Genomic DNA, 26,214 nt, shown 5'->3' on the forward strand with positions numbered 1-26,214 from the left:
CGGCCGGAGCGGGGCATTCCGGAGGTCCGCGGGGCGCTCTCCACGGCCGACGGCACCCCTTCGGGGTGCCCGACGGCGCGTTGGGCACCCTCCCCGCGCGACCCCAAATAGCGTCCAGTAGGGTTTGGTCCGCATAAACATCCAAACCCCTGCCCGACGCAGGGCGGCGACCGACCAGCGAGAAGGCCGCAGCCGACCGCGCGGGCGAGACTCTCGGGAAGGCGCTACGTGAGTCCCAACGGCTCCGACCGCTCGCCGCGGCGCCCGATGCGGCGGAAGCTGCTGCAGGCACTGACTGCGGGCCTGGTCCTGGCGACCGCCACCGGTTGCACATACAAGGACTTCCCCCGCCTTGGTATGCCCACCCCGACCACGGAAGAGGCTCCGCGGATCCTCTCCCTGTGGCAGGGGTCGTGGGCGGCCGCGCTCGCCGTTGGCGTGCTGGTGTGGGGCCTGATCCTGTGGAGCGCCATGTTCCACCGGCGCAGCCGCACCAAGGTCGAAGTTCCCCCGCAGACCCGGTACAACATGCCCATCGAGGCGCTGTACACGGTGGTCCCGCTCATCATCGTCTCGGTGCTGTTCTACTTCACAGCCCGCGACGAGTCGAAGCTCCTCAGCCTCGACAAGAAGCCCGACGTGACGGTCAATGTCGTCGGCTTCCAGTGGAGCTGGGGCTTCAACTACATCGAGGACGTCGACGGTTCCACCGGTGACGCGAAGACCAACAAGAACCTGGCCGCCATTCCGGACCGGTTCAAGGAGGACTTCCCGGCGAACGCCGGCGGTGTCTACGACGTCGGCACCCCCGGTTCGAAGAACCCGCAGACCCACAACCCCGGCCCGACCCTCTGGCTCCCCAAGGGCAAGACGGTTCGGTTCGTCCTCACTTCGCGTGACGTCATCCACTCCTTCTGGGTGGTGCCGTTCCTCATGAAGCAGGACGTCATCCCGGGCCACACCAACGCCTTCCAGGTGACTCCCAACAAGGAGGGCACCTTCATGGGCAAGTGCGCCGAACTCTGCGGCGTCGACCACTCCCGGATGCTCTTCAACGTGAAGGTCGTCTCTCCCGAGCGCTACGAGGCCCACCTCAAGGAGCTCGCCAAGAAGGGGCAGACCGGTTACGTCCCGGCCGGCATTGAGCAGACGGGCCACGAGAAGAACCGGGAGACGAACAACCTGTGAGCATCCTCAACGAACCCCAGGGTGCCGCCGAGGCAGGCGACTCGTATCAGAACGAGCTGCCGGTACGGCGCAAGCAGCCGGGCAACGTCGTGGTGAAGTGGCTGACGACCACCGACCACAAGACGATCGGCTCGCTGTATCTGATCACGTCGTTCGCGTTCTTCTGCATCGGTGGCGTCATGGCGCTGCTGATGCGCGCCGAGCTGGCGCGCCCGGGTCTGCAGATCATGTCGAACGAGCAGTTCAACCAGGCGTTCACGATGCACGGCACGATCATGCTGCTGATGTTCGCGACGCCGCTGTTCGCCGGTTTCACGAACTGGATCATGCCGCTGCAGATCGGTGCGCCCGACGTGGCGTTCCCGCGGCTGAACATGTTCGCCTACTGGCTGTACCTGTTCGGCTCGCTCATCGCGGTCGGTGGCTTCCTCACCCCGCAGGGCGCGGCGGACTTCGGCTGGTTCGCCTACAGCCCGCTCTCGGACGCGGTCCGCTCGCCGGGCATCGGCGCCGACATGTGGATCATGGGCCTGGCGTTCTCCGGCTTCGGCACCATCCTGGGCGCGGTCAACTTCATCACCACGATCATCTGCATGCGCGCGCCCGGCATGACGATGTTCCGCATGCCGATCTTCGTGTGGAACGTGCTGCTCACCGCGGTGCTGGTGCTGCTGGCCTTCCCCGTCCTGGCGGCGGCGCTGTTCGCCCTGGAGGCGGACCGTAAATTCGGTGCGCACGTCTTCGACGCGGCGAACGGCGGAGCCCTGCTCTGGCAACACCTCTTCTGGTTCTTCGGCCATCCAGAGGTGTACATCATCGCCCTGCCGTTCTTCGGGATCATCTCCGAAGTCATCCCGGTGTTCTCCCGCAAGCCGATGTTCGGCTACATGGGCCTGATCGGCGCGACCATCGCGATTGCCGGCCTGTCCGTGACCGTGTGGGCGCACCACATGTACGTCACCGGCGGTGTGCTCCTGCCGTTCTTCTCCTTCATGACGTTCCTCATCGCCGTACCGACCGGTGTGAAGTTCTTCAACTGGATCGGCACGATGTGGAAGGGCTCGCTGTCCTTCGAGACACCGATGCTGTGGGCGGTCGGCTTCCTGATCACCTTCACCTTCGGTGGTCTGACCGGCGTCATCCTGGCCTCGCCGCCGATGGACTTCCACGTGTCCGACTCCTACTTCGTGGTGGCGCACTTCCACTACGTGGTGTTCGGCACCGTGGTGTTCGCGATGTTCTCCGGCTTCCACTTCTGGTGGCCGAAGATGACCGGCAAGATGCTCGACGAGCGCCTCGGCAAGATCACCTTCTGGACGCTGTTCATCGGCTTCCACGGCACCTTCCTGGTCCAGCACTGGCTGGGCGCCGAGGGCATGCCCCGCCGGTACGCGGACTACCTCGCGGCCGACGGGTTCACCGCCCTGAACACGATCTCGACGATCAGCTCGTTCCTGCTGGGCCTGTCGATCCTGCCGTTCTTCTACAACGTCTGGAAGACGGCCAAGTACGGCAAGAAGATCGAGGTCGACGACCCGTGGGGCTACGGCCGTTCGCTCGAGTGGGCGACCTCCTGCCCGCCCCCGCGGCACAACTTCCTCACCCTGCCGCGGATCCGCTCCGAATCCCCGGCGTTCGACCTGCACCACCCGGAGATCGCCGCGCTGGAGCAGCTCGGTCACGGCGGCCACGGTGCCAGCGCCCTCGCGGGTAGCAAGGAGGCCGGCAAGTGAAGATCCAGGGCAAGATGTTCATCTGGCTCGCCGTCTTCATCCTCGTCATGGCGATCGTCTATGGCGTGTGGTCGAAGGAGCCGGCCGGTACCACGGCACTGTTCCTCGGCTTCGGCCTGAGCATCATGATCGGCTACTACCTGGCCTTCACGGCCCGGCGTGTCGACCAGCTCGCGCAGGACAACAAGGAGGCCGACGTCGCGGACGAGGCCGGCGAGGTGGGCTTCTTCAGCCCGCACAGCTGGCAGCCCCTCGCCCTCGGCATCGGTGGCGCCTTCGCCTTCCTCGGCGTCGTCTTCGGCTGGTGGCTGCTCTACTTCTCGGCCCCGATCATCTTCATCGGTCTGTGGGGCTGGGTCTTCGAGTACTACCGCGGTGAGAACCGCACCCAGTAGCACGCGCCAAGCGCCCGGGAGCCCGGACACTCCGTCAGGAGGGTCCGGGCTCCCTCGTTTGCCGTACGCGATGTCCCCCGCACGGCTCACTCGCCGCGCCGGAGCGGACGGCGGTTCATAGCGTGAGGCCATGAACCACACAGTGTTCTTCCGAGGCGCAAGAGCCGGTGTCGAGAGGCCGACCGTGCTCGATCCTGCGGGTCCGCGCGCCCTCGGCCTCTCCACACCGCCACGCCGGCGCGTCCGCACGGTCGTGAGCTGCACCCTGCTGGTGGCCACCCTCTGCGCGGGCGCCGTCGCGTGCAGCGCCGACGACCGGTCGCTCACCGCCGAGCCCTACGACGCGGCCGGCCAGATAGCCTTCAACGGCCCCGCCGGGGGCAGCAGGAAGGCCGACCCGGACAAGCCCCTGGAGATCACCACCAGGGACTCCGACGGGCGCATCACGGACGTCACGGCCGTGGACGCGACCGGCAGGTACGTGGCCGGTGAACTGGCCGCCGACGGCCGCCGCTGGCACAGCACCTCGCCCCTCGCCGCGGACGCCCACTACACGGTCCGGGTGAGCACCGAGGACGAGGACGGCGCGCCCGGCCGCAAGGTGCTCGCCTTCGACACCAGCAAGCCCACCGCGAAGAAGCGCCTGGACGTCACCTTCGGGCCGAAGGCGGGCGAGTACGGCGTCGGTCAGCCCGTCACCGCGGAACTGAGCGCGCCCATCAAGGACAAGGCCTCCCGGGCCGTCGTCGAACGCGCGCTGAAGGTCGACTCGACGCCCGCCGTCGAGGGCGCCTGGCACTGGGTCGACGACAAGGAACTGCACTACCGGCCCAAGGAGTACTGGCCCACGCACACCGTCATACAGGCTCATGCCAACCTGTCCGGCATCAAGATCGGGGACCGGCTCTGGGGCGGGAAGGCCAAGCCCCTCAGCCTCACCACGGGCGACCGGGTGGTGGCCGTGACCGACGCCGCCGCGCACTCGATGCGGGTCTACCGCAACGACGAGGAGATCAACGAGATCCCCGTCACCACCGGCAAGCCCGGCTTCGAGACCCGCAACGGCGTCAAGGTGGTGCTGGGCAAGGAGTACTTCGTACGTATGCGCGGTACCAGCATCGGCATCTCCGAGGGCAGCGCCGACTCGTACGACCTGCCCGTCTACTACGCCACGCGGGTGACCTGGAGCGGCGAGTACGTGCACGCGGCCCCCTGGTCCACCGGCTCCCAGGGATCCGCGAACGTCAGCCACGGCTGCACCGGCATGAGCACCGCCAACGCCGCCTGGTTCTTCAAGACATTCCGCCCCGGCGACATCGTCAAGGTCGAGAACTCCAACGGCGACACGATGGCCCCGTTCGGCAACGGGTTCGGCGACTGGAACCTCGACTGGGACAAGTGGCGGACCGGAAGCGCGCTGCTCGGCGGCACACCCGACGGACCCCGGCCCGCGGACCGGGCGCGGCTGCGTCCGGAGAGTGCCTGAGGCCGCGCCCCGCCCGGGGCGCGGTGCCGTGCCCGGCACGGCACCGCCGCGCGGACACACCCGGCCGAGGACGGCGCGCAGCCGCCGACACGCCCGGCCGGGCGAGGGATCAGGTGCCCTGCAGGGCCTTGCGGCGCAGCAGCGAGGCCAGCGTGGCCGCGAACTCCACCGGGTCGACCGGATGGGTCACCGCGGCCTCCGCGCGGCTCCAGGTGGCCAGCCAGGCGTCCTGGGGACGGCCGATGAGCACCAGCACCGGCGGGCAGTTGAAGATCTCGTCCTTGATCTGGCGGCACACGCCCATGCCGCCCATCGGCACCGCCTCGCCGTCCAGCACGCAGACGTCGATCCCGCCCTTGTCCAGCTCCATCAGGACGGCGGCGGGGGTGGCGCACTCGACGAACTCGACCTGGGGGACGTCGGAGGCCGGCCGGCGGCCGGTCGCGAGCCGTACCTGTTCGCGGGTGTTGGAGTCGTCGCTGTAGACCAGCACCGTGGCGGTCGGCTGCATTGTTCCTCCGTGACTTCGGCGACGTCGGCGTCGTACGGGTGTGAACCGATGCGCGGATGCTACTCCCTCGCGCACCCCGTCAACACCGGTTCGGACAGGGCTTCGATGGGCCATACGGGCTGGACACACCCCCCGGACACTCCGAACGGCACCCCCCGGGGTGAGGGCGGGATAAGCGACCGACATAATGTCGGTCGTGGCGACAGCAACGACAGTAGAAACCGGGCACGCGCACCCGTCGGTCAATCGGCCGAACCTCACCAGCGTCGGAACCATCATCTGGCTGAGTTCCGAGCTGATGTTCTTCGCGGCCCTCTTCGCGATGTACTTCACCCTGCGATCGGTGACCGGGCCGGAGCACTGGAAGGAAATGGCGTCGAGCCTGAACTTCCCGTTCTCGGCGACGAACACCACGATCCTGGTGCTCTCCTCCCTGACCTGCCAGCTCGGCGTCTTCGCCGCCGAGCGCGGGGACGTGAAGAAGCTCCGGATGTGGTTCATCGTCACCTTCATCATGGGTGCGATCTTCATCGGCGGTCAGGTCTTCGAGTACACGGAGCTGGTCAAGAAGGACGGGCTCTCGCTCTCCTCCGACCCGTACGGCTCGGTGTTCTACCTGACCACCGGCTTCCACGGCCTGCACGTGACAGGCGGTCTCATCGCCTTCCTGCTGGTCCTCGGCCGCACGTACGCGGCCAGAAGGTTCACTCACGAGCAGGCAACCGCCGCCATTGTCGTGTCCTACTACTGGCACTTCGTCGATGTCGTCTGGATCGGCCTCTTCGCCACGATCTACATGATCAAGTAGTCGGCGCGCCGCACAGGCGGTCCGATCCATTCCCGAAGCATCGACGCAGAAGATCCTGACACCGGGGTAATCCGTGAAAAAGCTCTCCGCACGACGACGCCATCCGCTGGCGGCGGTCGTCGTCCTACTCCTCGCGCTGGCGGCCACCGGGGGGCTGTACGCCGCGTTCGCACCCGCGAGCAAGGCGCAGGCCGACGAAACCGCCCAGTCCCTCGCCATCGACGAGGGCAAGAAGCTCTACGCCGTCGGCTGCGCCAGCTGCCACGGCGCCGGCGGTGAGGGCACCACCGACGGGCCGTCCCTGGTCGGCGTGGGCGCCGCCGCCGTCGACTTCCAGGTCGGCACGGGCCGGATGCCGGCCCAGCAGCCCGGTGCTCAGATCCCGAAGAAGAAGAACATCTACTCGCAGGCCGAGATCGACCAGCTCGCGGCGTTCATCGCCTCGCTCGGTGCCGGTCCCTCGGTGCCGACGAAGAGCCAGTACAGCCCCGAGGGTGCGGACATCGCCAAGGGTGGCGAGCTCTTCCGCACCAACTGCGCGCAGTGCCACAACTTCATCGGCAAGGGTGGTGCGCTCTCCGAGGGCAAGTACGCGCCGGCTCTGGAAGGCGTCGACCCGAAGCACATCTACGAGGCCATGCAGACCGGCCCGCAGAACATGCCGTCCTTCCCCGACACGACCATGTCGGAGAAGAACAAGAAGGACATCATCGCGTACCTCCACGCGGTCAACGGAGACGACACCGAGAGCCCCGGCGGCCTTGACCTGGGCGGCCTCGGGCCGGTCAGCGAAGGTCTGTTCGGCTGGATCTTCGGACTCGGCGCGCTCATCGCCGTCGCCGTCTGGGTCGCCGCTCGGACCGCAAAGGCCAAGAAGTCATGAGTAGCCAAGACATTCCTGAAGAGAACCTGCCTGCTGAGCGGGCCACCGACGAGCACCACGGTGCGGTCGGCGTCGCGGACGAGCAGAACCCGTTCGCGGACCCCGGGCTGCCGCCCCACGAGCACCGCGTCCAGGACATCGACGAGCGGGCCGCCAGGCGCTCCGAGCGCGTGGTCGCCATGCTGTTCACGCTGTCGATGCTGGCCACGGTCGGCTTCATCGCCGCGTTCGTGACGATCCCGGCCGACAAGTCGGTCTTCATCTGGCCGCTCGGGCACATCAGCGGACTCAACTTCGCGCTGGGCACCACGCTCGGCGTCGCGCTCTTCGCCATCGGCGCGGGCGCGGTCCACTGGGCCCGCACGCTGATGTCCGACGTGGAGATCGCCGACGACCGTCACCCGATCGAGGCGCCGCCGGAGGTGCGGGCCAAGGTCCTGGCCGACTTCCAGCAGGGTGCCAAGGAGTCCGCGCTCGGCCGCCGCAAGCTGATCCGGAACACGATGCTCGGGGCGCTGACCCTGGTCCCGCTGTCCGGCATCGTGCTGCTGCGCGACCTGGGTCCGCTCCCCGAGGACAAGCTGCGCCACACGATCTGGTCCAAGGGCAAGCTGCTCGTCAACATGAACACGAACGAGCCGCTGCGTCCCTCGGACGTCGCCGTCGGTTCGCTCACCTTCGTCAAGCCCGAGGGCCTGGAGGAGCACGACGAGGATTTCCAGACCGAGATCGCCAAGGCGGCCCTGATGATCATCCGGCTCCAGCCGGACAACATCAAGGACAAGCGCGAGCTCGAATGGTCGCACGAGGGCATCGTGGCGTACTCGAAGATCTGCACCCACGTGGGCTGCCCGATCTCCCTGTACGAGCAGCAGACGCACCACGCCCTGTGCCCGTGCCACCAGTCCACCTTCGACCTCTCCGACGGTGCCCGAGTGATCTTCGGCCCGGCCGGTCACCCGCTGCCGCAGCTGCGCATCGGTGTGAACGATGAGGGCTACCTTCAGGCGCTCGGCGACTTCGAAGAGCCCGTCGGTCCTGCTTTCTGGGAGCGCGGATGAGTACTTCAAGCACAGAGACGCGTTCGCGCGAGAAGGCACCCGCCGGTGAGCGGGTGGCGGACTGGGCGGACGGGCGGCTGGGGATCTACTCCCTCGCCAAGTCCAACATGCGCAAGATCTTCCCGGACCACTGGTCCTTCATGCTGGGCGAGATCTGCCTCTACAGCTTCATCATCATCATCCTCACGGGTGTGTACCTGACGCTGTTCTTCCACCCGTCGATGAACGAGGTGGAGTACCACGGCAGCTACGTCCCGCTGCAGGGACAGCTGATGTCCGAGGCGTTCAACTCGACCATGCACATCTCGTTCGACGTGCGCGGTGGCCTGCTGATCCGGCAGATCCACCACTGGTCGGCGCTGGTCTTCCTCGCCGGCATGTTCGTGCACATGATGCGTGTGTTCTTCACGGGCGCGTTCCGCAAGCCGCGTGAGGTCAACTGGCTGTTCGGCTTCCTGCTGTTCGTCCTCGGCATGTTCACCGGTTTCACCGGTTACTCGCTCCCGGACGACCTGCTCTCCGGCACCGGTGTCCGCTTCATGGAGGGCGCGGTCCTGTCCGTGCCGATCGTCGGCACGTACCTGTCGTTCTTCCTCTTCGGCGGAGAGTTCCCGGGCGGCGACTTCGTCGCGCGGTTCTACTCGATCCACGTCCTGCTGCTGCCGGGCATCATGCTCGGCCTGGTGGTCGCCCACCTGATCCTGGTCTTCTACCACAAGCACACGCAGTGGGCGGGTCCGGGCAAGACGGAGAAGAACGTCGTCGGCATGCCGCTGCTGCCGGTGTACATGGCCAAGGCGGGCGGCTTCTTCTTCCTGGTCTTCGGCGTCATCGCGATCATCGCGGCCATCGCCTCGATCAACCCGATCTGGTCCATGGGCCCCTACCGCCCGGACCAGGTGTCGACCGGCGCCCAGCCCGACTGGTACATGGGCTTCTCCGAGGGCCTGATCCGCACCATGCCCGGCTGGGAGATCAACCTCTGGGGCCACACCCTCGTCCTGGGTGTCTTCGTCCCGCTGGTCATCTTCCCGCTGGTGCTGGTCGTGATCGCGGTCTACCCGTTCATCGAGTCCTGGGTCACCGGCGACAAGCGCGAGCACCACATCCTGGACCGCCCGCGCAACGCCCCGACCCGTACGGCCGTGGGCGTCGCCTGGATCACCTGGTACGTCGTCATGCTGATCGGTGGTGGCAACGACCTCTTCGCCACCCACTTCCACATGTCGATCAACTCGATCACCTGGTTCGTCCGCATCGCGTTCTTCGTGGCGCCGGTCCTGGCGTTCATCGTGACCAAGCGGATCTGCCTCGGCCTCCAGCGCCGGGACCGGGACAAGGTCCTGCACGGCCGCGAGTCGGGCATCATCAAGCGCCTGCCGCACGGTGAGTTCGTCGAGGTGCACGAGCCGCTCAGCCAGGAGGCCCTGCACACGCTCACCGCGCACGACCAGTACGAGCCGGCCGCGATCGGCCCCGCGGTCGACGAGAACGGTGTCGAGCGCAAGGTCAAGGGCTCGCAGAAGCTGCGCGCGAAGCTCAGCAACGCGTACTACGGGGAAGAGAACCAGATCCCCAAGCCCACGGTCGACGAGTACAAGGAGATCACGAGCGGCCACGGCCACCACTGATTCTCCGACCCCGTCGGTACTGATCGCCACGGCTGGAGCCCCGTCCATTGCATGGACGGGGCTCTTTGCCGTCCCCGGGCCTGGATAGGGTGGACCCAGCCCGTCACACGTCGTGCACGTGTCTTCTCGTCCCCGTCTACGAACCCAGGAGCGGCATATGAGTGCTGTGACCCCCGCTGGAGGCGACATCGCGGCGGGCCGTTCCTGGCCCCAGGTGCTGAACGGCCTGCTCGACGGACGCGACCAGAGCGCGGACGAGACGGCCTGGGCGATGGACCGCATCATGCGCGGCGAGGCGACGGACGCGCAGATCGCCGGGTTCGCGGTGGCGCTGCGGGCGAAGGGCGAGACCGTGGAGGAGATCTCCGGGCTCGTCCGCACGATGTACGCGCACGCCAACGTGATCGAGGTGCCCGGCGAGACCGTGGACATCGTCGGCACCGGCGGCGACGGGGCGAAGACGGTCAACATCTCCACCATGTCGGCGATCGTCGTGGCCGGCACCGGCGCCAAGGTGGTCAAGCACGGCAACCGGGCCGCGTCGAGCGCGTCCGGTGCCTCGGACGTCCTGGAGAAGCTCGGAGTCAATCTGGAGCTGACGCCGAAGCGGGTGGCCGAGGTGGCCGAGGAGGCCGGGATCACCTTCTGCTTCGCCGTGAAGTTCCATCCGGCGCTGCGCCATGTGGCCGCCGCGCGCGGGCAGTTGGGGATCCGGACGACCTTCAACTTCCTCGGTCCGCTCACCAACCCGGCCCGCGTCAAGGCGCAGGCGGTCGGCGTGGCCGACCTCAGGATGGCGCCGATCGTCGCCGGTGTCTTCGCCGAGCGCGGCAACTCCTCGCTGGTCTTCCGCGGCGACGACGGCCTCGACGAGCTGACCACCACGTCCACGTCGCGGGTGTGGATCGTCCGCGACGGCACCGTGCACGAGGACCGCTTCGACCCCCGTGACGTCGGCCTCGAACTGGTCCCCGTGGAAGCCCTGCGGGGCGCCGACGCGTCGTACAACGCGGATGTCGCCCGGCGGCTGCTGAACGGCGAGACGGGGCCCGTACGGGACGCCGTGCTGCTGAACTCGGCGGCGGCCCTGGTCGCCCTGGAGCCCGGCGGCGGGCCGCTCGCGGAGCGCATCCGCACCGGGATGGCCAGGGCGGCGGAGGCCATCGACTCGGGTGCCGCGAAGCGGACGCTCGACCGGTGGATCGCGGCCAGCAACGCCTGAGCCGTACCCGGCGTGACGCAAGGCGCAGTCCGGATTCTGGACTGCGCCTTGCGCCCCGAAGATCTTCTGGCAAGATGCTGTACCAGGTCATGAGCGACAGCCATGAGGCCCCGGCCGGCTGTCCGGCAACCCTCCGTCCGTGGCGGGGTGCCCCGGGTGAAGACCAGGCCGTAGGCAGCGAGGTCTACGGCAAGCGCGGACCCCTCACACGCTCGGAGTGAGCGCAGTACCAGGGGTCCTGGTCGTTCGAGGGAGCCTTCTGTGAGCAAGCGAATGCGATAGGGCGCCGAGCCCCGCCTCCGCACACCCCTTTCACCCTTTCCTGTGCCGTCGACGCCCTTTCGCGGGCTGTCCGCACAGCGATCCCGCCTGCCTCACAGGAGTTCGCCATGTCCGTCCCCACCGCTGCCGCCGACCGCTCCGTCTGTGCCCCGCTGCCCGTTCTGGGCCGGGACGTCACCGTCCCGCTCGTCACCGGCGGCGAGGTCACCTACGCCGCGCTGGACTACGCCGCCAGTGCCCCCGCCCTGCAGCGGGTGTGGGACGACGTCGCCGCGTACGCCCCGTACTACGGCAGCGTGCACCGGGGCGCCGGGTACCTGTCCCAGCTGTCCACCGACCTGTTCGAGAACTCCCGCCGCACCGTCGCCGAGTTCCTCGACTGCCGCACGGACGACCAGGTCGTCTTCACCCGGTCGACCACCGACTCGCTCAACCTGCTCGCCGCCGCCCTGCCGGCCGGCTGCCAGGTCTTCGTCTTCGAGACCGAGCACCACGCCTCGCTGCTGCCCTGGCGGGACGCCCGTGTCACATACCTGAACGCCCCGCGCACCCCGGACGAGGCCGTCGCCACCCTGGAGCGCGCGCTGGCCGCCCGCGACCCGCACGGACCCGCCCTGGTCTGCGTCACCGGCGCCTCGAACGTCACGGGCGAGCTGTGGCCGGTGCGCGAGCTCGCCGCCGCCGCACACGCCCACGGCGCCCGCATCGTCCTGGACGCCGCCCAGCTCGCCCCGCACCACCCGGTGTCCGTGCAGGAGCTGGACGTCGACTGGGTCGCCTTCTCCGGGCACAAGCTCTACGCGCCCTTCGGCTCGGGCGTCCTCGCCGGCCGCGCCGACTGGCTGACCGCGGCCGACTCCTATCTGGCGGGCGGCGGCGCCAGCCGCAAGGTCTCGCGGCGCACGGACGGCGGGGTCGACGTGGAGTGGCACGAGAACGCCGCCCGGCACGAGGCGGGCTCGCCCAACGTGATCGGCGTCTACTCCATCGCGTCGGCCTGCAAGGCGCTGACGGAGGCCGGCTTCGACACCCTGGTCGCCCGCGAGCAGCACCTGATCGACACCGTCCGCGCGGGACTGGCCGAGGTGCCCGAGGTGCGGGTCCTGTCCCTGTTCGGGGACGACGCCCCGCGGGTGGGCGTCATCTCGTTCGTCGTCGACGGCTGGAACAGCTCGCACTTCGCGGCGGCGCTGTCCGCCGAGTACGGCATCGGGGTGCGCGACGGCCTCTTCTGCGCCCACCCCCTGGTGCGCACCCTGCTCGGCAGCGACCCGCACAGCCAGGGGGAGTGCGGCGCCCCCGAGGCCGCGCCGGGCGAGAAGTCCCTGAACGCCATCCGGGTCAGCTTCGGGGCGGGCACCCCGGACGAGCACGTGGAGCGCTTCGTCCGGGCGGTGCGGGAACTGGTCCGGGACGGCGCCCGCTGGCAGTACCGGACCGAGGACGGTCGTTGCGTGCCGGCGGTCTGAGGCCGTAGAAACGGCTCAGCACCCGGAGGCGGCGCGCGCGGTACGGAACCGGCAGGTCAGGAGTCGAGGCCGATCGCGAACGCCGCCTCCAGGTCGTGCTGGGAGTAGGTGCGGAACGCGACGTGGGTGTCGGTGCCCTCGACGCCCGGGATCTTGCTGATCCGGCCGGGGATGACGTCCGCCAGGTCGTCGTGCGCCGCGACGCGGACCATGGCGATCAGGTCGTAGGTGCCGGTGACGGAGAAGACCTCGCTGACGCTGTCGAGGGCCGCGATCGACTCCGCGATCTCGGGGATCCGGTCCACGCTGGTCTTGATGAGCACGATCGCGGTGATCACGGCTGGTTTTCTCCCTCGGGGGCCGTCGCTGGGGTTTTCACTCTAGTCGCACGGCCGAAGCGCACCCAGGCGTAGAGGAACCCGGCGGAGAAGCCCAGCAGGTGGGCCAGGTAGGCGACGCCGGGGCCCTGGTCGTCGCGGCCCGCCGCCAGCCACTGCAGCGCCGCCCAGAAGGGCAGCACCACCCAGGCCGGGAAGCGCAGCGGCAGGAAGAAGAGGAACGGGAAGAGACTGGTCACGCGGGCACCGGGGAACAGGTACAGGAACGCGCCGAGGACCGCGGAGATCGCCCCCGAGGCACCGACCAGGGTCTGCGTGGACTCGGCGTTGGCGATCGCGTAGCCGAGCAGGGCCAGGTAGCCGCAGCCCAGGTAGAAGAGGGCGAAGCCGACCCGGCCCAGGCGCTCCTCCGCCATCGCCCCGAAGACGTAGAGGAAGAGCATGTTGCCCAGGAGGTGGAGCCAGCTGCCGTGGATGAACAGTGCCGTCGCGGGAGTCAGCACCGCGCGCGGCTGCCCGTCGAGGAGTTCGGCGGGGATCACGCCCCACCGGCGGAAATACGCCTGCTGGGCGGCGAACAGCGCGTCCCCGGTGCCGTACGCGGGATTGAGTCCCGCCGCCGGGCCGATCACGAAGATCAGGCAGCAGACGGCGATCAGTCCGTACGTCACCGGCGCCGACTGTCTCCGGACCGTCCGGCCGACCGCCGCGTTCCACTTTCCGATCATGCGACAGAGCATGACGTAACCGGACCGAACCGCGCAGACCGCCTCGCCGCATGGACGGCCGAGCGTCGAGGTCCCGCCAGGCCGTAGGGTACGAGCCACACGCACCAGGGAAGCTGGCGCATCACGGACACTAGAAGGAAAGCGAACAGCCACGATGACGGTTCCCCTGCCGACCGCCGAGACCCGGTGGCGCTGCACGCTCTGCGGCAACCTCACGCGTTTCGACGTGACCCGCTCCTCGAAGGTCGTCGAGTACATCCACCTCGACCTGGCCGGTGAGCCGAAGGTCGAGGAGCGGGAGGTGGTCAGTGAGACCATCGACTCGGTGCGGTGCCGCTGGTGCAACGCCGTGGACCAGGTGGAACTCGTCGACAGGCCGGGTGCCGGCTCCTGACGGAGCGGGCCCCGCACAGGTATTGGGGTGACGGATGGTGGAGACCACAGGCGGGGAGCCGGACGACGGCACCGCTGAGGTGCTCGACCGTCCGCTGCCCGACGGCGTGCGGCGCCGGGTCGTGCAGATCGTCTCCGACGGCTTCGGCGGGCTGACCGTCGCCGAACTGCCCGCCCAGCTGCGGCAGTATGCGCGGTTCGCCCCCAATCGCCGGGCGAAGTTCGCGGGCAACGCCATGGCCGCGGCCCTGGAGACGGACCCCCTCTTCAGACAGCGCATCGCCGAGAAGCTGAGGGAGGCCCAGCCGGAACTGGCCGGCGCCCTCGACGCGGGCTCACCGCCCCCGGCCGCGGACCCGCTGGACGTGGCGGCCGCGGCCTACGTGTTGCGCCCCACGGGCTGGGTGAAGCTGGTGACCGCCGCGGGCGAGGAGGCCCAGCGCGCGGACGCCGAGCGCGCCGACGAGGAGAGCCGGGCCGAACTGGAGCGGCTGCGCGAGGAACTCGCGGCGGCCCGCGGCCAGACCAGGACCGAGACCGAGCGGCTGCGCGCGGAGCTGGAGTCGGCCAGGAAGGAAGCGGAATCGCTTCACCGCAAGCTGCGCAGCGCCCTGAGCGACGTCAAGCGCGGCGAGGCGGCACTGCGCAGGATCCAGGGCGAGATGGAGAGCGCCCGCGCCGAGGGGCAGGCCCAGGTGTCCGCCGCCGAGAGCGAGAGCCGGCGCCTCAAGGCGCGGCTCGGAGAGGCCGAGGCGGCCCTGGAGGCCACCCGCAGGGCCGCGCGCGAGGGCCGCAGCATGGAGGACATGCGGGTGCGGCTGCTGCTCGACACGGTGCTGGACGCCGCCCAGGGGCTGCGGCGCGAACTCGCCCTGCCGCCGGTGTCCCAGCGGCCCGCCGAGACCGTGGACGCCGTGGAGCCGGGGCGGATGACTCCGAAGGACATCGCCGCCCGTGCGCTGTCCGAGAACGACCCCGCGATCCTGGACCAGTTGCTGGCGCTGCCGCAGGCGCACCTGGTCGTGGACGGCTACAACGTCACCAAGACCGGCTATCCCCAGATGCCGCTGGAGAAGCAGCGGTTGCGGCTCCTCGGGCAGCTCTCGCAGCTCGCCGCGCAGACCGGCGCCGAGGTGACCTGTGTCTTCGACGGGGCCGAGCTGGCCGCACCGGTCCTGCTCGCGCCGCCGCGCGGGGTGCGGGTGCTGTTCTCCAAACCCGGGGTCACGGCGGACGAGTTGATCCGTCAGCTGGTGCGCGCGGAGCCTCCGGGGCGGCCCGTCATCGTCGTCTCGACCGACCGCGAGGTGGCCGACGGGATCGCCAAGGCGGGGGCGCGGCCGGTGGCGTCCGTCGTGCTGCTCAAGCGCCTCTCGCGCGGCTGAGGCCGGGCCGGATCCACCGCGGCCCGTGTGCGCTCCCCTCGGCAGGCCCGTACGCCGTTTCCCGGAGGCGAATCCGCCGCTTTACGGAGCCGAGTACCGCGGTGGCGTCTTTCCGCTCTTAGCGGCCCATAGGAAACGTACGCACCATGCGTAACGTCTGGGCCTGATGCCCGAATTGGCGAAACCTTCACGCAACGTAGCGTCAAACGCGTATTACTGCATGTGAGTTGCCGGTAAAGAATGCGCTCGGTGACCGAGATTTTTCCGGTGAGGATTTGAACTGATCACAAGAAGGTCACTAGGGTCAGGCCTCGAACCTCCGCTCGGGTGATCACTCATTGGGAGTGACGGTGGAGGGACACCGCCCGTCGGCGCATCGGCAGGCGGCTGGAGGAAGAAGGAGCTCGCCTTCGTGGCGTCCCACCGTCGACCCAAGCAGCCGAGCCGCACCCGCGTGACCGTGCTCACCACCGCTGCTGCCGCCGCAGTCGCCCTCAGCTCGCAGGCCGCCAACGCCGCGCCGAGCGAGAAGCCGAGCAAGGACGAGGTCAAGTCCAAGGTCGACAAGCTCTACGAAGACGCCGAGAAGGCCACCGAGAAGTACAACGGGGCCAAGGAGAAGCAGGACAAGCTCGAGAAGCAGATCGGCACCCTGCAGGACAACGTCGCCCGCGGCCAGGAAGAGCTCAACGACCTCCGCGACGGCCTCGGTTCCCTGGCCACCGCCCAGTACCGGTCCGGCGGCATCGACCCCTCGGTGCAGCTCTTCCTCTCCTCGGACCCGGACGACTACCTCGACAAGGCGTCCACGCTCGACCAGTTGAGCGGTCAGCAGGTCGAGTCCCTGAAGAAGATCCAGGAGAAGCAGCGCTCGCTCGCCCAGCAGCGCCAGGAAGCCTCCGCCAAGCTGAAGGACCTCGGTGAGACCCGCACCGAACTCGGCAAGAAGAAGAAGGAAGTCCAGGGCAAGCTCGCCGAGGCGCAGAAGCTCCTCAACACCCTGACGGCCAAGGAGAAGGCGGCACTCGACGCGGAGCAGGCGCGCGCCACCCGCGCCAGCGAGCGCAGCGCGCTCGACTCCGGCGGCAAGGCAGCCTCCGGCCGGGCCGGCGCCGCGTTCTCCGCCGCGCAGAGCAAGATCGGCTCGCCCTACGTCTACGGCGCCACCGGCCCCAGCTCCTTCGACTGCTCGGGCCTCACCTCCTGGGCCTACGCCCAGGCCGGCGTCTCGATACCCCGGACCTCGCAGGCGCAGGCGAACGCCGGCACGCGCATCTACTCGCAGAGCGACCTGCAGATCGGCGACCTGGTCATCTTCTACGGCGACCAGCACCACGTGGGTCTCTACGCCGGCAACGGCCAGGTGCTCCACGCCCCGCGCACCGGCACCGTCGTGCGCTACGAGGCGATCGGCAACATGCCCTTCCAGTTCGGTGTCCGCATCTGACCCGTCCTGAACGGTCCGGCCCCGCCGTCCGCTCTCCGCGCGCCGCCACCACACCGCCCAAACGGGCGAATTGCGGTGGCTCCCGCTGACCCCACGCCCCGCCGATGACCTGCGTCTGAGGCGGGGCGTCACGTTGTGTGGCCGCCGAGGTCTTTGGCCGGTGCGTAGTCGCACGGCTACTGTCTGGCGCGTTTCCCCCAACGCAGGGGGTCCGTCAGCGGAGGGAGAGCGGCTACCCGTGGGGTCCCATCGTCGCCTTGCACCATCCGGGTTCGACCGGGGCGCGACCAGCGCCGCCGTCTGCGTGCTGTCCGCCGCCGCCGCGGCCCTCGGTGCCGTCCCGGCCCTCGCCGAGCCCGCGGACGACACCCGCTCCACGGTGGACCGGCTGTACGAGCAGGCGGAGCAGGCCACCGAGGCGTACAACAAGGCCGACGAGCGCGCCGACACCCTGCGCGAGCAGGTGTCCACCGCCCAGGACGAGATCGCCCGCCAGCAGGAGCGCATCAACACCATGCGGGACGCGCTCGGTTCCCTGGCCGGGGCCCAGTACCGCTCCGGCGGCATGGACCCCTCGCTCGCCCTGCTCTTCTCGGACGACCCGGACGACTACCTCGACAAGGCCGCCGTGCTCGATCGGATCGGCGTCCATCAGGCGGGCGAGCTCAAGGAGCTCCAGACGGCCATGCGCGATCTCGCCCAGCGGCGCGACGAGGCGAGCGGCAAACTCGCCGAACTGGAGCGGAGCCGCAAGGCCGTCGCGCGGCACAAGAAGACCGTCGAGCAGAAGCTGGCGAAGGCACGGCGCCTGCTCAACTCGCTGCCGTACGCGGAGCGCGCGGCGTACGACCGGGCCTCGCGCTCCGGCCGCTCCGGCATGCCGGACCTCGGCGACGGGGCACCGGCCTCCGGCCGCGCGGCAGCCGCCGTCGCCGCCGCGCGCTCCGCGCTCGGGCGCCCGTACGTGTGGGGCGCCAACGGGCCCACCGGTTTCGACTGTTCGGGCCTGATGCAGTGGTCGTACGCGCAGGCGGGCGTCGGTCTGCCGCGCACCTCGCAGGCGCAGCGGTACGCCGGACGCCAGGTGCCGCTCTCCCAGGCGCAGCCCGGCGACCTGGTCGCCTACCGGTCCGACGCGAGTCATATCGGGATGTACGTCGGCAACGGCCAGGTCATCCACGCCCCCTATCCGGGGGCGCCGGTGCGTTACGACCCGGTGGGCATGATGCCGGTCTCGTCGGTGACCCGGGTCTGAGGCCGCGGCCCGCCGCGACGGTCCGGATCCGGACGCGTCCGCGACGGCGGTCCGACGGTCCGGCGGGGCCGCCGTACGATCGGGAACGTGGCTGGTCGTGGGCGCGTCTCGGGGATCGTGGCGAGCTGTGTGCTGCTGCTCGCCGCCCTGGTGGGCTGTTCGGGCCGCCCGGCGCACGACACCGCGGCCGACGCCGTCCAGCGGGTGCTGGACCGGCGTGCCGCGGCCGTCCTGCACCGGGACGCGGCGGCCTACCGGGCGACCGGGGCACAGGGTGGCGGGACCACCGGGCTCGGGAACCTGCGCGACGTCCCGCTGGCCGCCTGGTCCTACCGGCTGACCGGCTTCCGGCGCACCGGCGACCGGGCCACCGCCGACGCGGACCTGAGCTACCGGGTCGCGGGCTACGACCGGGCGCCCGTGACCACCGGCCGCACCCTGCGCCTGACCCGCGACGCGGGCCGCTGGCACGTCGTCTCCGACCGGCCCGCGACGAAGGCGGCCGAGCAGTTGTGGGAGCAGGGCGCCGTGCGCACCGTCCGGGGTGAGCACAGCCTGGTCCTCGGCGTGGGGCAGTCGCGCGAGACGCTCCGCGGGTACGCGGAGCTCGCGGACCGGGCGGTGCCCGCGGTGTCGCGGACCTGGGGGGTGGACTGGACGGGGCACGTGGTCGTGCTCGTACCGAAGACGCTGGAGGGGATGGCCGGCCTGCTCGGCGCCTCGGCGTCCGGGTACCGCGGGATCGCGGCCGTCACCACCGGCGAGGCGGGCGGCTCGGCTCCGACGCCGGCGGACCGGATCATCGTCAACCCCGAGGCGTACGGCGTCCTCGGGGGGCTCGGCCGGCAGGTCGTGCTCACCCACGAGACGACCCATGTCGCGACCCGCGCCCACACCACGGCGGCCACGCCCCTGTGGCTGTCGGAGGGCTACGCCGACTGGGCCGGCTACCTCGGCAGCGGACGGACCGCCTCCGAGGTCGCCCCGGAGCTGGAGCGGGCCGTGGTGGACGGGCAGGTGCCCGCGGGGCTCCCCGAGGACGCGGACTTCGGCTTCACCGGGGACGCGGCGAAGCTCGCGCGGGCGTACGAGGGCGGCTGGATGGCCTGCCGGCTGATCGCCGACCGCTGGGGCGAGGTCCGGCTGAACGAGTTCTACCGCGCCGTCGGCGCCCACGGCCGGCGTGCCGGGGCCGTCGAGGGCGCGCTCCAGGACGTCCTGCACACGACACCGGAGGCCTTCACGGCGCAGTGGCGGGCGTACCTGCGCTCGCAGCTCGGCTGACGGGCGCCCGTCGCCCCGGGCGGTCGGCGGCCCGGCCCCGGTGAGCCGGGCCCGCTCCGCCGCGCCGGGGCCGCCCGCGACCAGTACCTGCGACGGTGCTCCGGTGCGCGGTGCTGCTCGTGTGCGTACGCCGTCAGGAGGACGCCAGGCTCTCCTTGGTGCGCGTGGCCTGACCCGGCACCGTGGGGGCCGGCTGGGAGACGGTGCCCCGCCACAGCTCCAGGGCGGCGGTGAGGGCGGCGGCCACCAGCAGCCCGTTGCGCACGAGGAGGAGGGCGATCCCGAGGAGGTCGCTCGCCACCACGTGCGAGAACCAGACCGGGAACTCCAGGACGGTCACCAGGGTCGCGGCGAGGACCAGCCCGGCCGGCCGGGTCATCCGGGTGCCGCGGAAGCACAGGCAGACCGCCGCGAGCCCCACCAGCCACACCATGTACTGCGGGCTGATCACCCGGCTGGTGGCCGTGAACATCAGCCCCGCCACGAACGCGGCCTCGGCGAGCGTGTGCGCCAGGAACCGCTTCGCGCACAGCCGCCACAGCAGCATCCAGCCGAACGCCACAGCGGTGAGGAGGAGTGCCGCCCCGCTCACCACGTCGACGTGCGGCCCGAGGAACTCCACCGAGCCGTAGTTGAGCAGCACCTCGCCCTCCCAGCCGAAGTGCCGGGCCACGTGGAAGACGAGCGAGCCGAGCGACTCCACCTCCGTGCCGCGGCTGCGCTGGAAGGCGAGGAACGAGAACGCGCCGGGCATCGCCGCCCCGAACAGCAGGGCGAGCCCGCCGACCGTCGCCGCCGCCGACGCCCAGGCCCGCTTGGCGCTTCCCCGGGCCGCTCCCACCAGCACCAGCACCGGCCACACCTTCAGCATCGCGCCGAGGCCCGCGAGCGCCCCCATCGTGCGGGGGTGGCGCACCCCGGCGAGCAGGGCGGCCACGGCGACCGCCGTCACCATCACGTCGTAGCGGGCGTACACCGTCGGACCGAGCAGGGCGACGCCCGCCACCCACACCCAGGCGCCGCGCGAGGACTTGCCCGGCCGCAGCCCCGCGTACCGGAGCAGGGCGAACGCCAGGAGATCGGCGAGGAAGGCCAGGACGAAGAAGGCCGAGGGGTAGTCGAGGAAGGGCAGCAGCGCGGGGGAGAGGACCGCCAGCGCGGCGGCGGGCGGGTACTGCCAGGTGACGTCGTCCAGCGGGAAGGTCCCGGTGCGCAGCACCTCGTACCAGCCCTGGTAGATCACCGAGACGTCGCTCGTCACGTCGGGACCCGGGAAGACGAACACCCTGAACACGAGGAGCAGCAGCACCAGCCTGGTCAGGACCCAGGCCCCGAGCAGTGCGTACGGGAACCGTTCACCCGTTGTGCCCGTCATGCCCACCTGGCCCTTGTTCGTCCGGATCGTGCGCGGGTCCGCGGGGTCATGATGGCGTGCGGGGCTGTGCCACGGCCATGAAGCGCGGCCGTACGGAGCTGCGAGTACGGCCGGGAGGGCGGTTGGGTAGGGTCGGGCGCGATGGACAAGACCCTGATCGTGACCAACGACTTCCCGCCCCGCCCCGGTGGCATCCAGGCGTTCCTGCACAACATGGCGCTGCGGCTGGACCCCGGGCGGCTCGTGGTCTACGCGTCCACCTGGAAGCGGGGTCGCGAGGGTGCCGAGGCGACGGCCGCCTTCGACGCCGAGCAGCCCTTCACCGTCGTACGGGACCGCACGACGATGCTGCTGCCGACGCCCGCGGTCACCCGGCGGGCGGTCGGTCTGCTGCGGGAACACAGATGTACGTCGGTCTGGTTCGGGGCGGCGGCACCGCTCGGGCTGATGGCGCCGGCGTTGCGCAGGGCGGGCGCCGAGCGGCTCGTGGCCACCACGCACGGCCACGAGGCCGGCTGGGCCCAGCTGCCCGCCGCGCGGCAACTCCTGCGCCGGATCGGCGAGTCCACGGACACGATCACCTACCTCGGCGAGTACACGCGCTCGCGGATCGCCTCGGCGCTGACCCCCGAGGCCGCCTCCCGGATGGTCCAACTGCCGCCCGGCGTCGACGAGAAGACCTTCCACCCCGCCTCGGGCGGCGACGAGGTCCGCGCCCGGCTCGGCCTCACCGACCGGCCGGTCGTCGTCTGCGTCTCCCGGCTCGTACCGCGCAAGGGCCAGGACACCCTGATCCTCGCGATGCCGCGCATCCTGGCCGCGGAGCCCGAGGCGGTGCTGCTCGTGGTGGGCGGCGGTCCGTACGAGAAGGACCTGCGCAGGCTCGCCCGCGACACCGGCGTCGCCGACTCGGTCCGCTTCACCGGCGCGGTGCCCTGGGCCGAACTGCCCGCGCACTACGGCGCCGGGGACGTCTTCGCCATGCCGTGCCGTACGCGGCGGGGCGGACTCGACGTCGAGGGGCTCGGCATCGTCTACCTGGAGGCGTCCGCGACGGGGCTCCCCGTCGTCGCCGGGGACTCCGGCGGTGCGCCGGACGCCGTCCTCGACGGCGAGACCGGCTGGGTCGTCCGCGGCGGCTCCCCGGCCGAGGCGGCCGACCGCATCGTCACCCTCCTCGGCGACGCCGACCTACGCCGTCGGATGGGCGAGCGGGGCCGCGAGTGGGTCGAGCAGAAATGGCGCTGGGACCTCCTGGCCGAACACCTGAAAGCCCTCCTGTAACCCAACGCCGGAAGCGCCCCGTCAGGGGCGCGGGGAACGGCGCGAGCAACCACGAAGGTGGCGAGCCGGCGTTGGAACCCTGGCCTCCGCGGCGGGGGCGCCCCGTCAGGGGCGCGGGGAACGGCGCGAGCAACCACGGAGGCGGCGGGCCGGCGTTGGAACCCTGGCCTCCGCGGCGGGGGCGCCCCGTCAGGGGCGCGGGGAACGGCGCGAGCAACCACAACGACGGCGAGCCGGCATTCGAACCCTCGCCCCCACGGCGACGGGGCGCCCCCACGGCAAGGACAACGCCCCGCCGCAGAACACGCCCCGCACCAGCCCCGCCCAGGGGCATCAGCCCCGATAAATCGCCTCGATCTCGTCCGCGTAGTCCTTCGCCACCACGTTCCGCTTGAGCTTCAGGGACGGCGTGAGATGCCCCGACTCCTCGGTGAACTGGTACGGCAGCAGCCGGAACTTCCGCACCGACTCCGCCTTGGACACCGCCGCGTTCCCGTCGTCGACGGCGTCCTGGATCGCCCGCAGCAGATCCGGGTCCTCCCGCAGCGACGCCGCCGTGGACCCCGCCGGCTTCCCGTGCTCGTCGGCCCAGCGGCCGAGGAACTCCTCGTCCACCGTGACCAGCGCCCCCACGAAGGGACGCCCGTCGCCGACCACCATGCACTCGGCGACCAGCGCGTGCGCCCGGATGCGGTCCTCGATCACCGCGGGGGCGACGTTCTTGCCGCCCGCAGTGACGATGATCTCCTTCTTGCGGCCGGTGATCCGGAGGTAGCCGTCCTCGTCGAGGGTGCCGATGTCACCGGTGTGGAACCAGCCGTCGGCCAGCGCTTCGGCGGTCGCGCCCTCGTTGTTCCAGTACTCCTTGAACAGGTGCTCGCCGTGCAGCAGCACCTCGCCGTCGTCCGCGATGCGCACCACGGACCCCGGCAGCGGCTGCCCGACCGTGCCGATCTTGGTGCGGTCCCACGGGTTGAACGCGGTGGCCGCACAGGACTCGGTGAGGCCGTAGCCCTCCAGGACCGTGAAGCCGATGCCGCGGAAGAAGTGCCCGAGCCGCTCGCCCAGCGGGGCGCCGCCCGAGATCGCGTACTCGCCGCGCCCGCCCAGCACCGCACGCAGCTTGCTGTAGACGAGCTTGTCGAAGGTCTTGTACTTGATCTTCAGGCCGAGGGAAGGACCCGAAGGGGTGTCCAGCGCGCGACTGTACGCGATCGCCGTGTCCGCCGCCTTGTCGAAGATCTTGCCCTTGCCGTCGGCCTGCGCCTTGGCCCGCGCCGAGTTGTAGACCTTCTCGAAGACGCGCGGCACACCGAGGATCAGCGTCGGCCGGAAGGCCGCCAGCTCGTCGGTGAGGTTCTTGATGTCCGGGACGCAGCCGAGCTTGATCGGCGCCATCATCGGCGCCACCTGCACCAGGCGTCCGAAGACGTGCGCGAGCGGCAGGAAGAGCAGGACCGAGCACTCGCCCGTGCGGAACAGCGGGCGCAGCCGCTCCACGATGTTGCCGCACTCCGCGAAGAAGCTGCGGTGGGTGAGGACGCACCCCTTGGGGCGGCCGGTCGTCCCGCTCGTGTAGACGATGGTCGCCGGGTCGTCGGCCTTGGCGGCCGAGCTGCGCTCCTCGACGGTCTCGTCCGAGACGTCCTTGCCCGCGCGCCCCAGCTCCTCGACGCCGCCGGCCTCGATCTGCCAGACGTGCTTCAGGGCGGGCAGCCGGTCACGCACCGACTCGACGGAGGCGGCGTGCGTCTCCAGTTCGACGATGCAGGCGGTCGCGCCCGAGTCGCCCAGGATCCACTGCACCTGCTCCGCCGAGCTGGTCTCGTACACGGGCACGGTGACCGCGCCCGCACTCCAGATGGCGAAGTCGAGCAGGGTCCACTCGTAGCGGGTGCGGGACATCAGGCCCACCCGGTCGCCGGGCTGCACGCCCGACGCGATCAGGCCCTTGGCCGCGGCCCGCACCTCGGTGAGGAAGGTGGTGGCGGTGACGTCCGTCCACGTACCGCCCACCTTGCGGGCGATGACGGCGACATCGGGATGCTGCGCGGCGTTTCTGCGGACGATGTCGGTCAGATTGCCGTCCGCAGGGACCTCGTACAAAGCCGGAAGGCTGAACTCGCGCAAGACTGCTGCTCCTCATAGGGCGCCGACGCCACGACTCTGTGTGATGCGACGGTGCGGTCCAAGGCTCGGGCAGGTGCTCGAAGACGTCATGGTTGAAATCCTGAGCACGACTGGACGGCCCGGACGTTACCCGCCGGTATGGCTTCTTCGACAGGGGGTCCCGGCGAGATGTTCTATGCGTCACACGTGTTGGCGTTCCTTCGCGCACAGTAGTCCACCCCGTTCAGGACTAGCCAGTAACCGCAGGTCCGACCGCCTCTGTTCACGTTTGCCGCACACGCCTACGCTTGATCGTCATGGCACCCACACGAGCCGGTAACCGAAGGACGCGCGTTCACGTGGTCAGTGACGTGCACGGCAACGCGCGCGACCTGGCCACGGCCGGAGACGGCGCGGACGCCCTGATCTGCCTCGGTGACCTGGTGCTCTTCCTGGACTACGCCGACCACTCGCGCGGCATCTTCCCCGACCTCTTCGGCGCGGAGAACGCCGACCGCATCGTCGAGCTGCGCACGGCCCGCCGCTTCGAGGAGGCGCGCGAGTTCGGAGCCCGGCTGTGGGGCGGGATCGGCGCCGACCGGGCCGCGGCCATCGAGAAGGCGGTGCGCAAGCAGTACGCCGAAATGTTCGCCGCCTTCCCGACACCGACGTACGCCACCTACGGCAATGTCGACATGCCGATGCTGTGGCCGGAATACGCCGGACCCGGCACGACCGTGCTCGACGGCGAACGGGTGGAGATCGGCGGCTGGGTCTTCGGGTTCGTGGGCGGCGGCCTGCCGACCCCGATGCGGACGCCCTACGAGATCAGCGACGAGGAATACGCGGCGAAGATCGAGGCGGTCGGCGAGGTCGACGTGCTGTGCACCCACATCCCGCCCGAGGTCCCGGAGCTGGTCTACGACACGGTGGCGCGCCGCTTCGAACGCGGCAGCCGGGCCCTGCTGGACGCCATCCACCGCACCCGCCCGCGCTACGCGCTCTTCGGCCACGTCCACCAGCCGCTGGTACGGCGGATGCGCGTCGGGGCGACGGAGTGCGTCAACGTGGGCCACTTCGCGGGGTCGGGCCGGCCGTGGGCGCTGGAGTGGTGAAGGGCGCGTCCGGCCCGCCCGGGACGCGGGGACCGACGGGCGGCGGGCGGCCGCGGACGCGGTGACGGCGGCCCGGCCGGCGCGCGGTAGCCTTCACGCTGCACACACGTGCGCAGCAGCCTCCCTCACCGGACCGCATCTGGAGGAGCCACCGCGATGGCGGAACACACCAGCTCGAGCATCACGATCGAGGCGGCACCGGCCGACGTCATGGCGGTGATCGCGGACTTCGCCCGCTACCCGGACTGGACCGGCGAGGTGAAGGAGGCGGAGGTTCTCGCCACCGACGCGCAGGGCCGGGCCGAGCAGGTGCGTCTCGTCATGGACGCCGGGGCCATCAAGGACGACCAGACGCTGGGCTACACGTGGACCGGCGACCACGAGGTGTCCTGGACCCTGGTGAAGTCGCAGATGCTCCGGTCCCTGGACGGTTCCTACCTGCTGAAGCCGGCCGGCGCCGGTGCCACCGAGGTCACCTACCGGCTGACGGTCGACGTCAAGATCCCCATGCTCGGCATGATCAAGCGCAAGGCCGAGAAGGTCATCATCGACCGCGCGCTGGCGGGCCTGAAGAAGCGCGTGGAGTCCGAGGGGAAGTAGCCCCGCCGGGGGCAGCGGTACTTTCCGGCCAGGCGGGCAGCAGTCGTCCCGTCCGGCGTGTGAGGACGAGCGCATCGGGCGACCGACGTCCGGTGCCCTCGGGGCCGACCCGCGACGAGCGGCCGGGCCTCGCCGACGAGGCCACCCGGTCACCCCGGGGCCCCGGCCGGGGAACCACCCGGGTGAGCCAGGCCCTCGCCGGCGAGGCACCGCCCAGGTGAGCCAGGCCCCC

Annotated in this window: 23 protein-coding genes and 1 riboswitch; of the genes, 18 read left to right on the top strand and 5 right to left on the bottom strand. The window is 70.4% G+C overall.

All coding sequences use genetic code 11. The features are described 5' to 3' along the window. Window positions 1-228: 228 nt before the first annotated feature. The 4 genes from ctaC (at window position 229) to ACZ4NT_RS17555 (ending at window position 4,802) form a co-directional block, all read left to right on the top strand. Window positions 229-1,188 (top strand): aa3-type cytochrome oxidase subunit II, encoded by a 960-nt coding sequence (gene ctaC, locus ACZ4NT_RS17540; protein WP_121403458.1) that lies wholly within the window; start codon window positions 229-231, stop codon window positions 1,186-1,188. Beyond that, window positions 1,185-2,921 carry an aa3-type cytochrome oxidase subunit I gene (ctaD, locus tag ACZ4NT_RS17545; RefSeq protein WP_121403459.1) on the top strand — a complete coding sequence of 579 codons (1,737 nt, stop codon included), beginning with the start codon at window positions 1,185-1,187 and terminating at the stop codon, window positions 2,919-2,921. Before ctaC ends, ctaD begins: the two co-directional genes overlap by 4 nt. Then, complete coding sequence (locus ACZ4NT_RS17550; RefSeq protein ID WP_121403460.1) at window positions 2,918-3,316, top strand: cytochrome c oxidase subunit 4; 399 nt, start codon at window positions 2,918-2,920, stop codon at window positions 3,314-3,316. The genes ctaD and ACZ4NT_RS17550 overlap by 4 nt, the downstream gene beginning before the upstream one ends. A 130-nt stretch (window positions 3,317-3,446) precedes the next feature. Continuing rightward, on the top strand, window positions 3,447-4,802 hold the full coding sequence (locus ACZ4NT_RS17555; RefSeq protein WP_121403461.1) for an Ig-like domain-containing protein: 1,356 nt from the start codon (window positions 3,447-3,449) through the stop codon (window positions 4,800-4,802). Between the two features lie 109 nt (window positions 4,803-4,911). Here ACZ4NT_RS17555 and ACZ4NT_RS17560 read toward each other — a convergent pair whose 3' ends face one another. After that, window positions 4,912-5,313 (bottom strand): response regulator transcription factor, encoded by a 402-nt coding sequence (locus ACZ4NT_RS17560; RefSeq protein ID WP_121403462.1) that lies wholly within the window; start codon window positions 5,311-5,313, stop codon window positions 4,912-4,914. Window positions 5,314-5,500: 187 nt separating this feature from the next. Between ACZ4NT_RS17560 and ctaE the strand changes: the two genes are divergently transcribed. The 6 genes from ctaE (at window position 5,501) to ACZ4NT_RS17590 (ending at window position 12,669) form a co-directional block, all read left to right on the top strand. Beyond that, window positions 5,501-6,121: an aa3-type cytochrome oxidase subunit III gene (gene ctaE / locus ACZ4NT_RS17565; protein WP_121403463.1), complete on the top strand. Its 621-nt coding sequence runs from the start codon at window positions 5,501-5,503 to the stop codon at window positions 6,119-6,121. A 73-nt stretch (window positions 6,122-6,194) separates the two neighbouring features. Beyond that, window positions 6,195-7,004, top strand: coding sequence for a cytochrome bc1 complex diheme cytochrome c subunit (qcrC, locus tag ACZ4NT_RS17570; protein ID WP_121403464.1), 810 nt, complete (start codon window positions 6,195-6,197; stop codon window positions 7,002-7,004). Continuing rightward, window positions 7,001-8,065: a cytochrome bc1 complex Rieske iron-sulfur subunit gene (qcrA, locus tag ACZ4NT_RS17575; RefSeq protein WP_121403465.1), complete on the top strand. Its 1,065-nt coding sequence runs from the start codon at window positions 7,001-7,003 to the stop codon at window positions 8,063-8,065. The genes qcrC and qcrA overlap by 4 nt, the downstream gene beginning before the upstream one ends. Further along, the gene (gene qcrB, locus ACZ4NT_RS17580) at window positions 8,062-9,696 is read left to right on the top strand and encodes a cytochrome bc1 complex cytochrome b subunit (protein WP_121403466.1); all 1,635 of its coding nucleotides are present in this window, start codon (window positions 8,062-8,064) and stop codon (window positions 9,694-9,696) included. Before qcrA ends, qcrB begins: the two co-directional genes overlap by 4 nt. 157 nt (window positions 9,697-9,853) lie before the next feature. Continuing rightward, window positions 9,854-10,918, top strand: a complete 1,065-nt coding sequence (gene trpD, locus ACZ4NT_RS17585; protein WP_121403467.1) for an anthranilate phosphoribosyltransferase — start codon at window positions 9,854-9,856, stop codon at window positions 10,916-10,918. A gap of 85 nt (window positions 10,919-11,003) precedes the next feature. Then, a riboswitch (SAM riboswitch) is annotated at window positions 11,004-11,120 on the top strand. 187 nt (window positions 11,121-11,307) lie between these two features. Further along, window positions 11,308-12,669: an aminotransferase class V-fold PLP-dependent enzyme gene (locus ACZ4NT_RS17590; protein WP_467726165.1), complete on the top strand. Its 1,362-nt coding sequence runs from the start codon at window positions 11,308-11,310 to the stop codon at window positions 12,667-12,669. Window positions 12,670-12,725: 56 nt separating this feature from the next. Here ACZ4NT_RS17590 and ACZ4NT_RS17595 read toward each other — a convergent pair whose 3' ends face one another. Together ACZ4NT_RS17595 and ACZ4NT_RS17600 are read right to left on the bottom strand one after the other, a co-directional pair. Further along, the gene (locus tag ACZ4NT_RS17595; RefSeq protein WP_121403469.1) at window positions 12,726-13,007 is read right to left on the bottom strand and encodes an Lrp/AsnC ligand binding domain-containing protein; all 282 of its coding nucleotides are present in this window, start codon (window positions 13,005-13,007) and stop codon (window positions 12,726-12,728) included. Then, window positions 13,004-13,735, bottom strand: a complete 732-nt coding sequence (locus ACZ4NT_RS17600; protein ID WP_121404768.1) for a rhomboid family intramembrane serine protease — start codon at window positions 13,733-13,735, stop codon at window positions 13,004-13,006. The genes ACZ4NT_RS17595 and ACZ4NT_RS17600 overlap by 4 nt, the downstream gene beginning before the upstream one ends. 154 nt (window positions 13,736-13,889) lie before the next feature. Here ACZ4NT_RS17600 and ACZ4NT_RS17605 point away from each other — a divergent pair, with 154 nt between their 5' ends. The 5 genes from ACZ4NT_RS17605 to ACZ4NT_RS17625 all read left to right on the top strand — a co-directional run bounded on the left by ACZ4NT_RS17605 (window position 13,890) and on the right by ACZ4NT_RS17625 (window position 19,499). Continuing rightward, window positions 13,890-14,129 (top strand): hypothetical protein, encoded by a 240-nt coding sequence (locus ACZ4NT_RS17605; protein ID WP_121403470.1) that lies wholly within the window; start codon window positions 13,890-13,892, stop codon window positions 14,127-14,129. Between the two features lie 34 nt (window positions 14,130-14,163). Beyond that, on the top strand, window positions 14,164-15,513 hold the full coding sequence (locus ACZ4NT_RS17610; protein ID WP_121403471.1) for an NYN domain-containing protein: 1,350 nt from the start codon (window positions 14,164-14,166) through the stop codon (window positions 15,511-15,513). A 412-nt stretch (window positions 15,514-15,925) separates the two neighbouring features. After that, a complete protein-coding gene (locus ACZ4NT_RS17615) occupies window positions 15,926-16,960 on the top strand; it encodes an NlpC/P60 family protein (RefSeq protein ID WP_121403472.1) in 1,035 nt (344 codons plus the stop codon). 238 nt (window positions 16,961-17,198) lie between these two features. Further along, window positions 17,199-18,215, top strand: a complete 1,017-nt coding sequence (locus ACZ4NT_RS17620) for an NlpC/P60 family protein (RefSeq protein ID WP_121403473.1) — start codon at window positions 17,199-17,201, stop codon at window positions 18,213-18,215. Window positions 18,216-18,302: 87 nt separating this feature from the next. Further along, complete coding sequence (locus ACZ4NT_RS17625; RefSeq protein WP_121403474.1) at window positions 18,303-19,499, top strand: hypothetical protein; 1,197 nt, start codon at window positions 18,303-18,305, stop codon at window positions 19,497-19,499. Window positions 19,500-19,632: 133 nt separating this feature from the next. Here the strand turns inward: ACZ4NT_RS17625 and ACZ4NT_RS17630 are convergent, their stop codons facing one another. Beyond that, window positions 19,633-20,874, bottom strand: a complete 1,242-nt coding sequence (locus ACZ4NT_RS17630) for a glycosyltransferase 87 family protein (protein WP_121404769.1) — start codon at window positions 20,872-20,874, stop codon at window positions 19,633-19,635. A gap of 141 nt (window positions 20,875-21,015) precedes the next feature. On the opposite strand from ACZ4NT_RS17630, the gene ACZ4NT_RS17635 reads away from it, so the two are divergent. Continuing rightward, window positions 21,016-22,158 (top strand): glycosyltransferase family 4 protein, encoded by a 1,143-nt coding sequence (locus ACZ4NT_RS17635; protein ID WP_467726169.1) that lies wholly within the window; start codon window positions 21,016-21,018, stop codon window positions 22,156-22,158. 333 nt (window positions 22,159-22,491) lie between these two features. Here the strand turns inward: ACZ4NT_RS17635 and ACZ4NT_RS17640 are convergent, their stop codons facing one another. Then, window positions 22,492-24,288, bottom strand: coding sequence for a long-chain fatty acid--CoA ligase (locus ACZ4NT_RS17640; protein WP_121403476.1), 1,797 nt, complete (start codon window positions 24,286-24,288; stop codon window positions 22,492-22,494). Window positions 24,289-24,626: 338 nt separating this feature from the next. Here ACZ4NT_RS17640 and ACZ4NT_RS17645 point away from each other — a divergent pair, with 338 nt between their 5' ends. After that, window positions 24,627-25,382: a metallophosphoesterase family protein gene (locus ACZ4NT_RS17645; protein ID WP_467726171.1), complete on the top strand. Its 756-nt coding sequence runs from the start codon at window positions 24,627-24,629 to the stop codon at window positions 25,380-25,382. Between the two features lie 156 nt (window positions 25,383-25,538). Then, window positions 25,539-25,982, top strand: coding sequence for an SRPBCC family protein (locus ACZ4NT_RS17650; RefSeq protein WP_121403478.1), 444 nt, complete (start codon window positions 25,539-25,541; stop codon window positions 25,980-25,982). Window positions 25,983-26,214: the final 232 nt, after the last annotated feature.

This window comes from Streptomyces sp. NPDC026417 (assembly GCF_055567695.1).

Excerpts from the sequence above, each read along its gene's own strand:
- ACZ4NT_RS17555 (WP_121403461.1), top strand. The coding sequence starts at position 3,447 with ATGAACCACACAGTGTTCTTCCGAGGCGCAAGAGCCGGTGTCGAGAGG.
- ACZ4NT_RS17560 (WP_121403462.1), bottom strand. The coding sequence starts at position 5,313 with ATGCAGCCGACCGCCACGGTGCTGGTCTACAGCGACGACTCCAACACC.
- ctaE (WP_121403463.1), top strand. The coding sequence starts at position 5,501 with ATGTCGGTCGTGGCGACAGCAACGACAGTAGAAACCGGGCACGCGCAC.
- qcrA (WP_121403465.1), top strand. The coding sequence starts at position 7,001 with ATGAGTAGCCAAGACATTCCTGAAGAGAACCTGCCTGCTGAGCGGGCC.
- qcrB (WP_121403466.1), top strand. The coding sequence starts at position 8,062 with ATGAGTACTTCAAGCACAGAGACGCGTTCGCGCGAGAAGGCACCCGCC.
- trpD (WP_121403467.1), top strand. The coding sequence starts at position 9,854 with ATGAGTGCTGTGACCCCCGCTGGAGGCGACATCGCGGCGGGCCGTTCC.
- ACZ4NT_RS17590 (WP_467726165.1), top strand. The coding sequence starts at position 11,308 with ATGTCCGTCCCCACCGCTGCCGCCGACCGCTCCGTCTGTGCCCCGCTG.
- ACZ4NT_RS17600 (WP_121404768.1), bottom strand. The coding sequence starts at position 13,735 with ATGATCGGAAAGTGGAACGCGGCGGTCGGCCGGACGGTCCGGAGACAG.
- ACZ4NT_RS17605 (WP_121403470.1), top strand. The coding sequence starts at position 13,890 with ATGACGGTTCCCCTGCCGACCGCCGAGACCCGGTGGCGCTGCACGCTC.
- ACZ4NT_RS17610 (WP_121403471.1), top strand. The coding sequence starts at position 14,164 with ATGGTGGAGACCACAGGCGGGGAGCCGGACGACGGCACCGCTGAGGTG.
- ACZ4NT_RS17630 (WP_121404769.1), bottom strand. The coding sequence starts at position 20,874 with ATGACGGGCACAACGGGTGAACGGTTCCCGTACGCACTGCTCGGGGCC.
- ACZ4NT_RS17635 (WP_467726169.1), top strand. The coding sequence starts at position 21,016 with ATGGACAAGACCCTGATCGTGACCAACGACTTCCCGCCCCGCCCCGGT.
- ACZ4NT_RS17650 (WP_121403478.1), top strand. The coding sequence starts at position 25,539 with ATGGCGGAACACACCAGCTCGAGCATCACGATCGAGGCGGCACCGGCC.